This window comes from Burkholderia pseudomultivorans, assembly GCF_001718415.1.
GTDB lineage: Bacteria > Pseudomonadota > Gammaproteobacteria > Burkholderiales > Burkholderiaceae > Burkholderia > Burkholderia pseudomultivorans_A.
This window is the reverse complement of sequence record NZ_CP013378.1, coordinates 1289998-1303446: the sequence shown is the minus strand read 5'-3', so window position 1 is coordinate 1303446 and position 13449 is coordinate 1289998. Positions and strand designations below refer to the sequence as shown.

The window sequence follows — 13449 nt, the reverse complement described above, 5'->3', positions numbered from 1 at the left end:
GATTCGTCGTTCCGTCCGATTCGGGCAATCCGCCAACGATTCATGCCGCCTGCGGGCGACAGGGTCCAAGCGTCATCGCTCGAGCTGTCCCGCGGTTGTCCAACCGAAATGAGGTTATTCATGAAAACGAAAATGAACGTGAAATTGACGGGCATCGCCTTGTCGGTCGCGGCTTTGTTCAGCATGGCCGCCGGTTCATCCGAGGCGGTGGTCGTGACTGCCGTCCCGGGAAGTCTCAGTAACACCGACGGCGTGATCATCGAAGGCGCATCGCCGGCGTCCGGGGGGCTGATCGGCACCGTGACGGGATGGGGGAATGGAGCGGTGTCGGTTGGCAGTCCGGCGAACGGCGGAGGCATCTCGATCGGGATGGCGGGAACGGGGACGGGAAGCGCGACGGTCAATATCGGTAGCGGGTTGCTCGAGCCGGTGGCGGGCGTGGCCGGCACGGTGACGGGGGCGCTTGGCGGAGTCGGGGGCAGTGGTGGCGCAGCAGGCGGCCTGGGTGGTGTGGTCGGAACGGTGGGCAATGCGGCTACGGGGGCGGTCGGCGCGGTGACGGGTGCGTTGGGTGGTGTTGGTGGCAGTAGTGATCCGACGGGTGGTCTCGGTGGCGTGGTCGGTACGGTGACCGGGGCGTTGGGTGGCATCGGCGGGAGTGGTGGCTCGACCGGTGGTCTTGGTGGTGTCGTCGGTACGGTAACGGGTGCACTGGGCGGCGTTGGTGGCAGCGGGGATCCGATAGGTGGTCTCGGCGGCGTGGTCGGTACGGTGACGGGGGCGTTGGGTGGCATCGGCGGAGGTGGTGGTGCGACCGGTGGCCTTGGTGGTGTCGTCGGTACGGTAACGGGTGCGCTGGGCGGCGTTGGTGGCAGCGGTGATCCGACGGGTGGTCTCGGTGGCGTGGTCGGTACGGTGACGGGTGCGCTGGGTGGAATCGGGGGAAGTGGTGGCTCGACCGGTGGTCTTGGTGGTGTCGTCGGTACGGTGACCAACGCGGCGACCGGTGCGGTCGGTACGGTAACGGGTGCGCTGGGCGGCGTTGGTGGCAGCGGTGATCCGACGGGTGGCCTCGGTGGCGTGGTCGGTACGGTGACGGGGGCGCTGGGTGGCATCGGCGGAAGTGGTGGTGCGACCGGTGGCCTTGGTGGTGTCGTCGGTACGGTGACCAACGCGGCGACCGGTGCGGTCGGTACGGTAACGGGTGCGCTGGGTGGCGTTGGTGGCAGCGGTGATCCGACGGGTGGTCTCGGTGGCGTGGTCGGTACGGTGACCGGGGCGTTGGGTGGCATCGGCGGAAGTGGTGGTTCGACCGGGGGCCTTGGTGGTGTCGTCGGTACGGTGGCTAATGCGGCGACCGGTGCGGTCGGTACGGTGACGGGTGCGCTGGGCGGCGTTGGTGGCAGCGGTGATCCGACGGGTGGTCTCGGCGGTGTGGTCGGCACGGTGACTGGTGCGCTGGGTGGCATCGGCGGAAGTGGTGGTGCGACCGGTGGCCTTGGTGGTGTTGTCGGTACGGTGGCCAATGCGGCGACCGGTGCGGTCGGTACGGTAACGGGTGCGCTGGGCGGCGTTGGTGGCAGCGGTGATCCGACGGGGGGGCTCGGCGGTGTGGTCGGCACCGTGACTGGTGCGTTGGGTGGCCTCGGTGGCAACGGTAATCCGGCTGGCGGTCTCGGCGGGGTGATTGGCACGGTCACCGGGGCATTGGGCGGTAACGGCAACCCGGCCGGCGGCCTTGGCGGAGTCGTCGGGACGGTAGCCGACACGGCAACCGGCGCGCTCGGTACCGTATCCGGCGCACTGGGTAGTGTCGGTGGCAGCGGCAATCCGACCGGCGGTCTGGGCGGCGTGATTGGCTCCGTGACAGGCGCATTGGGCGGCAGCGGTGATCCGACTGGCGGTCTCGGTGGAGTCGTCGGCACGATTGCCAATGCAGCAACGGGGACCGTCGGTACCGTGACCGGCACCCTGGGTGGCGTCGGCGGTAGCGGGAATCCGGCCGGTGGCCTTGGCGGTGTGGTCGGCACGGTGACTGGCGCCCTGGGTGGGCTCGGCGGCACCGGAAATCCCGCTGGCGGTCTCGGTGGAGTCGTCGGCACGGTTGCCAATGCAGCAACCGGTGCAGTCGGTACCGTGACAGGCGCCTTGGGTGGTGTCGGCGGTAGCGGGAATCCGACCGGTGGCTTGGACGGCGTGATCGGTACGGTGACGGGGGCGCTCGGTGGCAATGGCAATCCTGCTGGTGGTCTTGGCGGCGTGATCGGCACAGTGACGGGCGCTTTGGGCGGCAACGGCGATCCGGCCGGTGGCCTTGGCGGTGTCGTTGGCACGGTGGCCAACACGGCAACGGGCGCAGTCGGGACGTTGACCGGAGCACTTGGCGGCGTTGGCGGTGTCGGTGGCGCAGCGGGCGGCCTCGGCGGTGTTGTCGGTACGGTGGCCAACACGGCAACGGGCGCGGTCGGGACGTTGACCGGAGCACTCGGCGGCGTTGGTGGTGTCGGTGGCGCAGCGGGCGGCGTCGGCGGTGTCGTCGGCACGGTCGGCAACTCGGCAACGGGCGCGGTCGGGACGTTGACGGGAGTACTGGGCGGCGCTGGCGGTGCCGGTGGCGCAGCGGGCGGCCTCGGCGGTGTCGTCGGCACGGTCGCCAATACGGCATCGGGCGCGGTCGGAACGTTGACCGGAGCATTGGGCGGCGTTGGCGGTGTGGGTGGCGCAGCGGGTGGCCTCGGCGGTGTCGTTGGCACGGTCGCTAACACGGCAACCGGTGCAGTCGGAACGTTGACCGGAGCACTTGGCGGTGCAGGCGGCATCGGCGGCACAGCAGGCGGCCTTGGCGGAGTCGTCAGCACCGTAGCCAACTCGGCCACCGGCGCGCTCGGTACGTTGACCGGGACGCTGGGCGGCGTTGGCGGCGCCGGCGGTCCGATCGGCGGCCTGGGTGGCGTCGTTGGAACGCTCGGCAGCACCGGCACGGGCGTCGTCAACGCCGTTACGGGGGCCGCGGGCAACGGTGGCGCGCTGATTACGCCGATCACGAGCGTCGTCGGGTCCCTTGGCGGCTCGCTGCCGGTCGGGGCTGCCACCGGCGCAATTGGCGCGACGTCCGGCGCGGTAACCGGGATCGCCGGCAGCGGCACGGCGGCGATCACGCCGATCGCATCGGCGGTGACTTCGCTGATCGGGCCTGCCACGAGCGGCGCTGGTGGCGTCATCGGCTCCGGAACCGGCGTCATCACCGGCGCAACCGGTGCGGCCGGATCCCTCGCGACGGTCACGACAGGCCTTGCGGGCACGCTGGCGAACACCGTCACCGGCACGACCGGCGCGGTGGCTGGCACTCTGCCGGCACTGAGTGTCGCGCTCAACGGCGGCACGGCATCCGGTGCGGTCGGAGGCGCGACCAATGCGGTCGGCGCGCTCGTCTCCGGTGGCGCGACGATCGCCAACGCGGCGGTGCATTCCGTCGGTTCGGCAGTCGGATCGGTGGCCGGCGTGGTCCCCGCACTGGCGGTCTCGCTGAACAGCAACTCCGCGCAAGGCGGCGGTGCTGCGTCTGGCGGCGGCCTGCTTGCGCCGGTGACGTCGCTCGTCACCTCGCTTACGGCGCCGCTGTCGAGAAAGTAAGCGACACGGATGTCCCGGCCGCCGCATTCGATGGGCGGTCGGGAATACTCGGGCGCGTCACCGAGGCGCGCGGCGGGATGACGATTCGGAAGCTTCCTGCTGACTTGTCTCGGTGTTGCGCCGCTTTGCATTCAAGTCCGGCACATCGGATCGTGCTGTCAGTCAGGCGTCGTACCGATTGATTGCGACGGACAACGTTCGCGCGTTCAGGGCAGTGCGCGATAGCGGCAAACAGCGGGCGCGTCGGCCGGTGAATCTATCGGCGTCGACATGTCGCCGCCGGCGGTCCATTCACGTCAACATTCCTGGCAACCGCTTCGAGCGTGTGCGCCGGCTTTTGACTGTGTCGGTACCTTCGCGTGTCCGCCGCGCGTCGCCAGCCAGCACAGAGTCGATCCGCCGCAAACCATCAGCGCGCCCTGCCAGAACCCGGCTGACAGCGGTGCATGCAGCAGCGCCGTCGCGAACGCCGACGCAATCACCGGCGTGAAGTACGATGCGCCAACGATAACCGTGACATTGCCGTGCAGGATTCCTGTGTTCCACGCAGCATAGCCAAATCCCATCGCGCAGGCCGCGAGCATGAGATAGACGATCGCATGAAGATCGAACCTCATCGCGCCCCCGCCGTCGCTGAAATACTTGATCCAAAGCACGACGGACACGAGCACGAAAAACGGCGTGACCGCGTTCTTGCCGTTGGCGGTGCGCGCCGTCACCGTGCAATACGCGGCCCAGATCAGCGCGCCGAGAAACGCGAGGCCGTAACTTGTCGGATTGACTCTCACGTTTTCGAGCATGCCTGGCAGGTCGAGTCCGCGATCGCCGCCCAGCACCCAGCCGATGCCGAGCATCGACAGCGCGAAGCCGGGGACGATCAGCAGGTTCGCGCGCTGCCGGTTGAACAGGATCGCCGATGCGAGCGTGAAGGTCGGCCACAGGTAGTTGACCATCCCGACTTCGATCGCCTGCCGGCTGTCGCTCGCATATCCGATCGACAGCGACAGGCACAGTTCGTACGCCACGAACAGCGCGCCGCCCCACAGCAGATAGCTGCGCGGCAGCTCGCGCAGACGCGGGAAGCCGATCGTGAATGCCAGCAACCCCGATGCGACGGAATACATCATCGCGGCGCCGCCGGTCGCGCCGAGACTTTCGCTGAGGCCGCGAACGAGCGCGACGACCGAGGACCACAACAGGATCGCGACGAGGCCGGCCAGCGTCGCCTTGTCCTTGCTTCTCATACTTGTACTACCACTTATTTCCACTCCGAAAGAAACGGTTCACCGCGTGCATACTGCCGGGCGAACGAAAATAGCCGGTCGCGGCTACTCTTCGAATGGCCGCGACCGGCAGCATGATACGACGTGCTTATGCGGCAGCCGCAGGCACGTCGATCCAGATGGTCTTGATCTCGGTGTACTGATCGTGCGCACAGACGGATTTGTCACGACCGCCGAATCCGGACTCCTTGTAGCCGCCGAACGGTGTCGTGACATCGCCTTCGCCGAAGCAGTTGACGGTTACGACGCCGGCGCGGATCTCGCGCGACAGGCGAATCGCGTGATTCAGGCTGCCGGTATAGACCGACGCGGCAAGTCCATAGACCGAATCGTTCGCGAGTGCGATCGCCTCCTCGATATCGGTGAACGTCGTGACCGACAGCACCGGTCCGAAAATCTCTTCGCGAAACAGCCGGCTGTCCGGTCGCACGCCGTCCACGATGGTCGGCTCGACGAAAATGTCGTTGGCCGTGCTGCCGCCGAACGCGACGCGCAGGCGTTCGGCGTCGACGTGCGCGAGATACGAACGCACCTTTTCGAAGTGCGCCTTGCTGACCATCGAGCCGAGCCGGTGGTCCGGGTCGAGCGGATTGCCGGTCTTCCATTCGCGCAACTGCACGCCGATACGCCGCAGCAGTTCGTCCTTGATGTCGGCATGGACGATCAGCCGCGACGATGCCGAACAGTTCTCGCCCATGTTCCAGAACGCGCCGTTGACGACGTGTTGCGCGACTGCGTCCAGATCCTCGGCATCGCGCATCACGACGGCCGGATTCTTGCCGCCACATTCGAGCACGATGCGCTTCAGATTGGACTCGGCAGCATAGTTGAGGAAGCGGCGGCCCGTGTCGGTCGAGCCGGTGAAACTGACCATGTCCACATCCGGGTGTCGGCCCAGCGGCTCGCCGACTTCCTTGCCGCCGCCGGGCAGCACGTTGAAGACGCCGGCCGGCACGCCTGCCTCGTGGGCCAGTTCGGCGACACGCAACGCGGTCAGCGTGGTTTCCTTCGCTGGTTTGACGACGATCGAGCAGCCGGCCGCCAGCGACGGGCCGATCTTCCATGCGAGCATCAGCAGCGGGAAATTCCACGGCAGCACGAGGCCGACGACACCGATCGGCTCACGCACGACCAGCGCCAGCGCATTCGCGCCCGTCGGCGCGGTGCTGTCGTAGATCTTGTCGATCAGCTCGGCATGCCAGCGAATCGTATGGATCGTTTCCGGCACATCGGTGTTCTGGCATTCGCGAATCGGCTTGCCGCTGTCGAGACTCTCCATCGTGGCGAGTTCGTGCGCGTGCCGTTCGAGCAGATCCGCGAATTTGAGCAGGATCGACTTGCGTTGCGAAGGCGGCATTCGGCGCCAGCGCCCGTCGCGGAACGCCTGTCGCGCGCTGGCGACCGCGACGTCGACGTCCGCCGCGTTGCAGGCGGCGATCTCGGTCAGGATCGTGTTGGTGGCGGCATTGGTCGTCGCGAACGTGTCGCCTGAACTCGACGGGCGGAACGCACCGTCGATGAACGCCTGATTCGGAAGCTGCAGTTCCGCAGCGATCGCCGCGTACTGCGCGGCAGTGAGCAGGTCGGCCATCAGGCGGCACCTCCGATGATCGATGCGACTTCGCGCCTGACCCCGGCCACGATTTCCTTCAGCGCCTGCTTTTCCTGCTCGTCGAGCGGGCCGAGCGGTGCGCGTACGCTGCCGGTGCGCAACCCCGCGAGTTCGCAGCCGTACTTGATCGACTGCACGAATTTTCCGCTCTCGAGGAAATCCATCAGCGGCAGCATCGCGGACATGATGCGGCGGCCCTTGTCGAAGTCCTTTTCGATCGCGCAAGCCTCGTATAGCGCGATGTGTTCGGTCGGCAGGAAGTTCGAACCCGCGCATACCCAACTGCGCGCGCCCCATGCGAAGAACTCGAGCGCCTGGTCGTCCCAGCCGCACGAAACGCGGATGTTCGGAAACTCGCGAACCAGCATGTGCAGTTGCGCAGTCTGCCCCGAGCTTTCCTTGATCGCCACGAAGTTCTTCGACGCCGTGCATACGGTGCGGAAGAATTCGCGATCCATCGACACGCTCATTCGGGCCGGGTAGTTGTACAGCATCGCGGGCAGGTCGGCCGCGCGGTCGATCGTCAGCGCGTGGGCCGCGTTTTCCTGTTGCGTGGGAAGCGCATACGGCGGCGAACCGATCAGGATTGCATCCGCCTTGATCGCCTTCGCGGCCTTTGCGTACTCGACCGAATCTTCGGTGCGCACGGCGCCGGTGCCGATAACCAGCGGAACGCGCGAGCCGATGACGTCTTTTGCCCATGCGCCGAGATCGAAGCGCTCCTGCGCGGTATGCGCATAGTATTCGCCGGTCGAGCCGCCGACGATGATGCCGTGCACACCGGCGCCGATCAGCGATTCGAGCACTTCGGCAAAGGCCGCCTTGTCGATCTGGCCCGCGTCGGTCAGCGGCGTGATGGCGGGGGTATAGATGCCTTCGAAGTTCATGATGGAGTTCCGCAGGGGTGAAAGAACGTGTTGACGAACGGCGTGTCGACGTCCATCGGACGGCGACACGCCGACGATGGAGATTCAGTGATTGAGCGACGCAGCTTCCTGCAGGCTGAGCGATCGCGTTTCCGGCGCCAGCGCGAGCGACGCGATCAGACCGACGAACGATACGGCTGCGGCCGCGTACATCGTGTTGCCGATCCCGATGGTCTGCAGTGCAATCGGCACGAGCCACGTGCCGACCGCTGCGCCGATGCGCGACAGCGACGCGCCCATGCCGACGGCGAACGCGCGGATGTCGGTCGGGAAAATTTCGTTCGGATAGACCAGTTGCAGCACTTGCGCGCCGCCGATCAGCACTGCATAGGCGCCGAACAGCACCAGAATCAGCAGTGCGGAGCTGCCTGAACAGGCGCCGAGGCCGAGCAGCGCCAGCCCGGACCACAGGAAGCTGTGGATCACCATCGCGCGCCGGCCGAGCGTGTTGATGATGCGCGTCGCGAGAATGCAGCCGACCACGAACAGTAGCGTGATCGCCACCGACCCGAGCGATTCCCACTGGCCCGTCAGGTGCAGCGCTTCGAGCACGCGCGGCGCGAACGAATAGACCGCGAATACGGGGATCACCGAGCAGCTCCAGAACACCGTGACGAACAGCATGCGTTTGCCGTACCCGGAATGCAGCAGCGCCCACAGCGAAATCTTCTTGTCGGTCTGTTCCTCGGGCAGATTCTGCACGGAGAACGACGGACCGTAGACCTTGCGGATCACCGCGTCCGCTTCAGCGATGCGGCCCTTGCTGAGCAGCCAGCGCGGCGACTCGGGCGTACCGATGCGCACGATGAACAGCACGAGACCGATCGCAGCCGGGCTCGCGAGTACCCAGCGCCACGCATCGTGCATGCCGGTGCCGAGGATCAGGTTGCCGACGATGTAGGCCAGCGCGGCACCGAAGAACCAGATGATCGTCAGCGCGGCGAGGCGCGGGCCGCGATATTTGCGCGGCATGAATTCGACGAGCAGCGACCCTGCTACCGGATATTCGATGCCGACGCCGATGCCGATCAGAAACCGCAGCACGAACAGGGCCTCGCCCGACTGAACCCAGAGCTGTGCGAGCGAGCAGACGAAGAAGATCACCGGCCCGAAGAAATAGGGCTTCTGGCGGCCGAGTCGATCGCTCAGCCAGCCGCCCGCGAAGCCGCCGAAGAAAATGCCGATCAGCGCGGAGGCGGCCACCATCCCTTGCCAGAAGCTGTTCAGGTCGAGCTCGGTCGAGAATTGCACCATCGCGACACCGATGATGCTCAGCACGTAGCCGTCCATCAGCCAGCCGCCGCCCGAACGCACGGTGAGCAACTGGTGAAATCTGTTGAGGGGAACATCCTCGATGGATAAGTGATGCTTCTGCATTGCCTGTCTCCTTCCATGAAAGTTCGCGGAACATGCGGTTCGGACTTTACTTCGTTTTCCTTATCGTATTCGGGCCGACGAATCAGATCGGTTCGTGAGAATTGCCTCCGGCCGGACGTCGATACGACCGCCGGCGCGGCTGCCCGAAGCCGGTTCAGCTTTCGAGTCCCGCCTTGCGTTGCCCCCACCACAGGGTCGCGTTGACGCCGATCGACAGGAACGGCTCGGGCGGATTCCGGTTCGGTCCAGAGGTCGCGAGCAGGAAGTCGGTCAGGTCGCTGCGCTTGCCAGCAAGCCAGTCGGCGAGCAGCGTGCCTGTCACGGTGCCGCGTGTGATGCCGAGGCCGTTGCAGCACAGCGCGCCGTACACGTTCGGTGCGAGCTGTCCGAAAAATCCCTTGTGGTTGTGCGACAGCGCAAGCGAACCGCTCCACGTGTATTCGAACTCGACGTCGGGCAGCATCGGGAAGCGGCGCTCGAACGACAGGCGATGCCGCTGCGCGAAGCGCGGCAGGTATGCCTCGCGTGGTCGGCCGTCCGGATTGAAGCTGAAGCTGTTGCGCACCAGGATGCGGTTGTCGTGCGTGCGGCGCAGCGTGCTGCCGAACGGGTCTGCAGGAATCACGCCCCAGAACGGCTTGCCGCCGAGTCGGGCCTGTTCCGCGGTACTCAGCGGCCGCGTAAGGCTCGCATACAGGAACACCGGCAGCATCGTGCGTTCGAGAAAGCCGAAGCGCATGCCGAAGGCGTTGTTCGCCAGCACCAGCTTGTCGGCCGTAATGCGGCCGTTGCGATGTGCGAGTACGACCTTGTCGCCGTAGTCGACACCGGTGATCGGCGTGTTCTCGCACAGCGTGACGTTCGGCGGCAGGCAGTCCGCCAGTCCCTTCACGAGGGCGGACGGCTGGACCAGCACGGTGCCGGGCGTAAACAGCCCCTTGCGGTAGAACGAGGTACCGATATGTGCCGGCAGATCCTTGCCGTCGATCACTTCGTACGCTTGTCCGAGCTTGTCGAGGCCGCGCCGATATGCGTCGAGTACCGCGACGCCTCGCTCCGCCACGGCTGCCTGGTATTTTCCGGATGCGTGCAACTGGCAGTCGATGCGGTGCGTCGATACGAGGTTGCGCAGGATCGTCTGGCCGAGGAGGTTCAGCTTCAGTGTGTTTCTGGCGGTCGGGATATCACCGATGTAGTCGTCCGCGCCGATATCATGCGGCAGGTCAATCGCGAAACCAGCGTTGCGCCCCGACGTGCCGTATCCGACTTCCTGAGCGTCGACAAGAATTATTTCGTCGTCCGGAAAATTAAGCGCGAGCTGACGCGCGGCAGCCAAGCCGGTGAATCCGGCGCCGACGACTGCCCAGCGCGCCGTCGATTCGCCAGCGTGGGATGGCCTCGGCAGGCGCGGCGGGCTCGTGTGATACCAGCCGCACATCCGGTCGTCCGCAGGGAGCGATGTAACCTTTTGCATTCCTAAATCCAATATCGCTGATGAATCAATCGTCGCCCGGAGACGGCGATGCGCGCATGGCGGCGCGCATCGTCGCGGGCGCGCTTTACAACTGGATCGGCACGTCCAGCCCTTCTGGGATTACGTACTCGGTCATGCGCCGCCTCGACAGCTCCATGTGGCTACGCACCAGTTCTCCGGCACGCTGGGCGTCGCCTACCGCAATGGCGTCGATGATCTGGTCGTGCTGCTCGACGGCCGTTTCCAGATCCCGTTGCATGTCGCTTGTCGCCGGCGAGCGGTAGAAGATCTTGCCGAGCCGCGCATGATCGATCAGCACGCGACGCAGGCTCGGCATCAGGTATGCGTTGCGGGCGATCCGGCCGATCTCGAAATGAAACTCGTCGTTGTGCAGCACGCGTGCCTGCAAGTCGTTTGCGTCGATCGCCGCACGAAACTGCGTCTGAATCTGCCGCAGCCGCTCGACTTCCTCGGCCGTTGCGTGGCTGGCCGCCAACTGCGTGGTGGCCACATAGAGCAGCGGCGCCGCCAGAAAGAAGCTGCGTAATGACTGATAGCTCATCGGCGATACGCGCGCCGGACGATTCGGTTCGAGTTCGAGATATCCCTCGGCCGCCATCTGACGCATCAGCTCACGCACGGGCGGACGTGACAGCCCGAACTCTTCGCTCAATGCGAGTTCGTCGACGACCGCGCCGGGCGCGAGCTCCATGCCGACGATGCGTCTGCGCAGCGTTTCGGCCATCACGTTTTTCCGATCCGCCGAGGGGCCCGATTCGGTATCCGCGGTGGCCGGCTGAAGCTTTTGTCTGGACATGATTTCATTGTCTACAAACTGTAGACACAGTTTAGGTTGAGAATAGACACGTAAAAAATAAGGGTTTACACCTTATCTTGAGGGAACCCCGATCGAGAGCAAGGCGATGCCGTGAAACGGCGGCCTGAGCTGCGAACCCGTTCTGGCTTGGTGAAACGATACCGGCCGTGCGCCGATCCCCAAAATCGCAACTAACGGCCTCATCCTGCCGCTAACCGCAAGCGTCGCGATTCGACGTTGGACGACGCTTCGCGTGATCCAGTTAGAGACGGTTGTGAAGGTCCGATGCGGACGATGAGGAGGACAACAGCGGAGGTCGGCAAGAGAAGTGCTAGGGCGGCGACCCACGGGCGCGTTCAGGCGGTCGCGGGTTGTCGACGATGGCGTTGTTCGCCTACGGCGATGACCCGAAGGAGCGGGTGCGCGGCGCGACTGTGCGTGTGCCGATGGATGCGGGGCGTCCGCGCGCAACAAACGCGCCGCGACGGAATTCGCTATCCGGTGTGCGTGACTCAATGACGTCGTGTGCAGCCGTCCTGTCGATGCGGCTGCCATTTCTCCCGACCCAGCGGCCGCCGGAGGTGCTCGACACGGGTCACGACGCCGTTGTCCTATCCTTCTCCGACCGCGTATTCGCTGCAGGAAACGCGCCGCCTCCCCTCGGCCGTTTCGGCTCGATCCGCGTCTGCCGGATCACGCGCCGGAAATCGATCTCGTGCGCGGCCAGCGCGCCGATCAGCTTCGCGATGACCGCGAGGTGCGAAGGGACCGTGCCCTTGCTCGAATAGTTCGTGATGGAGCTCTCGTTCATCCGGATCAGCCGGGCGAACTCCCGCGCCGTCAACTGCGCCTTCTTCAACTCCTGTTGAAATTCGGCATACGCCATTGCGCACATGCTGCTTCTTCTCCGTAAAACAGGATTCGGCCCTCGTCGCGCCGGCGCCGACGGGCGGCGAGGCCCGTCGTGCCGGCGTCGTGGCGGCGGTTACATGCGGACCTGGTCGAGGAAGGTCTTCTTGCCGCTCTTGTAGCCATAGATCGAGATGATCCCGTGCGTCAGGTCGCCCTTCGAATCGAAGGTCGTCGTGCCGATCACGCCGTCATACTTGGTCGCCGGCATCGCGGCGAGGATCTTCGCGGGGTCGGTCGAGTTCGCGCGCTTCATCGCGTCGACGACGATGTAGACCGCGTCGTACGCGAACGGCGCATCGAACTTGATGCCCTGGTTGAAACGCTTCTGGTACTTCGCGACGAACGCCGCGCCGCCCGGCATCTTCTCGAGCGCGGCGCCGGCCTGCGAGCACAGCACGTTGTCGGCCGCCGGGCCGGCGAGCTCGGCCAGCGAGTCGGTGCACACGCCGTCGCCGGACAGGATCTTCGCGCGCAGGCCGAGCTGCTTCGCCTGCTTCGCGAGCGGGCCGCCGGTTGCGTCCATGCCGCCGTACATGATCGCGTCGGGGTTCTCGCCCTTGATCTTGGTCAGGATCGCGCGGAAGTCGACCGCCTTGTCGTTGGTCGCGTCGTGCGACAGCACCTTCAGGCCGAGCGCCTTCGCCTTCTTCTCGAACTCGTTCGCGAGGCCCTGGCCGTATGCGGTCGAATCGTCGACGACGGCGACGCTCTTCACGCCCTTCGACTGCGCATAGCTCGCGAGCGCCGGCCCCTGCTGCGCGTCGGTCGCGACCACGCGGTAGGTCGTCTTGAAGCCCTGCTGCGTGTAGGTCGGGTTGGTCGCCGACGGCGAGACCTGCACGATGCCCGCGTCGCTGTAGATCTTCGAGGCGGGGATCGACGTGCCCGAATTCAGGTGGCCGATCACGGCGACGACCTTGTCGTCGACCAGCTTCTGCGCGACCTGCGTGGCCTGGCGCGGGTCGGCCGCGTCATCCTGCGGATCGAACTGCAGCGTGATTTTCTGGCCGCCGATCGTCAGCCCCTTCGCATTGATTTCCTCGACCGCGAGGCGCGCGCCGTTCTCGTTGTCCTTGCCGAGGTGCGAAATGCCGCCCGTCGTCGGTTCGACGCTGCCGATCTTGACGACCTGATCGGCCATCGCGCCCGACGCAGCCGTAAATGCGGCAACGGCCAGGGCCGCGGTGATCAGGGGTTTGCAGCGCATGCCGACAATGCTTCGTTCCATCAGCCATCTCCGAATTGATTGATATTTCTATTCACGTCCCGACCGGCCGGTCGCCCTCGTGAGGCGGCGCGGCCGGCCGAACGAGTCTCCAGTGACCCATGCGGGTTCGGCTGCATGTCGTCCGTCGCCGCATTGCCCGGGCGAGCGGGCCGGCGATTCTCCAGACGAAATGCAAGGGTACGAATAT

Annotated in this window: 9 protein-coding genes; 1 reads left to right on the top strand and 8 read right to left on the bottom strand. The window is 65.7% G+C overall.

Annotated features, from left to right (window positions below; all coding sequences use genetic code 11):
* The first annotated feature begins 120 nt into the window (after positions 1 to 120).
* Positions 121 to 3633, top strand: coding sequence for a beta strand repeat-containing protein (locus WS57_RS38205; RefSeq protein ID WP_069245450.1), 3513 nt, complete (start codon positions 121 to 123; stop codon positions 3631 to 3633).
* Positions 3634 to 3929: 296 nt separating this feature from the next.
* Here WS57_RS38205 and yddG read toward each other — a convergent pair whose 3' ends face one another.
* From yddG to WS57_RS18380, 8 genes are all read right to left on the bottom strand, one after another.
* Positions 3930 to 4877 (bottom strand): aromatic amino acid DMT transporter YddG, encoded by a 948-nt coding sequence (yddG, locus tag WS57_RS18415; protein ID WP_069244683.1) that lies wholly within the window; start codon positions 4875 to 4877, stop codon positions 3930 to 3932.
* Between the two features lie 127 nt (positions 4878 to 5004).
* Complete coding sequence (locus WS57_RS18410; RefSeq protein ID WP_069244682.1) at positions 5005 to 6507, bottom strand: aldehyde dehydrogenase; 1503 nt, start codon at positions 6505 to 6507, stop codon at positions 5005 to 5007.
* On the bottom strand, positions 6507 to 7415 hold the full coding sequence (locus tag WS57_RS18405; protein WP_069244681.1) for a dihydrodipicolinate synthase family protein: 909 nt from the start codon (positions 7413 to 7415) through the stop codon (positions 6507 to 6509). The genes WS57_RS18410 and WS57_RS18405 overlap by 1 nt, the downstream gene beginning before the upstream one ends.
* Positions 7416 to 7499: 84 nt before the next feature.
* Positions 7500 to 8831 (bottom strand): MFS transporter, encoded by a 1332-nt coding sequence (locus tag WS57_RS18400; RefSeq protein ID WP_069244680.1) that lies wholly within the window; start codon positions 8829 to 8831, stop codon positions 7500 to 7502.
* 154 nt (positions 8832 to 8985) lie between these two features.
* Positions 8986 to 10305, bottom strand: a complete 1320-nt coding sequence (locus tag WS57_RS18395; RefSeq protein ID WP_069244679.1) for an NAD(P)/FAD-dependent oxidoreductase — start codon at positions 10303 to 10305, stop codon at positions 8986 to 8988.
* 85 nt (positions 10306 to 10390) lie between these two features.
* A complete protein-coding gene (locus tag WS57_RS18390) occupies positions 10391 to 11122 on the bottom strand; it encodes a GntR family transcriptional regulator (RefSeq protein WP_060299845.1) in 732 nt (243 codons plus the stop codon).
* A 595-nt stretch (positions 11123 to 11717) separates the two neighbouring features.
* Positions 11718 to 12017: a hypothetical protein gene (locus WS57_RS18385; RefSeq protein ID WP_060253766.1), complete on the bottom strand. Its 300-nt coding sequence runs from the start codon at positions 12015 to 12017 to the stop codon at positions 11718 to 11720.
* Positions 12018 to 12107: 90 nt separating this feature from the next.
* Positions 12108 to 13262 carry a branched-chain amino acid ABC transporter substrate-binding protein gene (locus WS57_RS18380; protein ID WP_059513563.1) on the bottom strand — a complete coding sequence of 385 codons (1155 nt, stop codon included), beginning with the start codon at positions 13260 to 13262 and terminating at the stop codon, positions 12108 to 12110.
* Positions 13263 to 13449 lie beyond the last annotated feature (187 nt).

Bases quoted from the DNA above. Each gene is read 5' to 3' on its own strand.
- WS57_RS38205 (WP_069245450.1), top strand. From the start codon at position 121: ATGAAAACGAAAATGAACGTGAAATTGACGGGCATCGCCTTGTCGGTC.
- WS57_RS18410 (WP_069244682.1), bottom strand. From the start codon at position 6,507: ATGGCCGACCTGCTCACTGCCGCGCAGTACGCGGCGATCGCTGCGGAA.
- WS57_RS18395 (WP_069244679.1), bottom strand. From the start codon at position 10,305: ATGCAAAAGGTTACATCGCTCCCTGCGGACGACCGGATGTGCGGCTGG.
- WS57_RS18385 (WP_060253766.1), bottom strand. From the start codon at position 12,017: ATGTGCGCAATGGCGTATGCCGAATTTCAACAGGAGTTGAAGAAGGCG.
- WS57_RS18390 (WP_060299845.1), bottom strand. From the start codon at position 11,122: ATGTCCAGACAAAAGCTTCAGCCGGCCACCGCGGATACCGAATCGGGC.
- WS57_RS18380 (WP_059513563.1), bottom strand. From the start codon at position 13,262: ATGGAACGAAGCATTGTCGGCATGCGCTGCAAACCCCTGATCACCGCG.
- yddG (WP_069244683.1), bottom strand. From the start codon at position 4,877: ATGAGAAGCAAGGACAAGGCGACGCTGGCCGGCCTCGTCGCGATCCTG.
- WS57_RS18405 (WP_069244681.1), bottom strand. From the start codon at position 7,415: ATGAACTTCGAAGGCATCTATACCCCCGCCATCACGCCGCTGACCGAC.
- WS57_RS18400 (WP_069244680.1), bottom strand. From the start codon at position 8,831: ATGCAGAAGCATCACTTATCCATCGAGGATGTTCCCCTCAACAGATTT.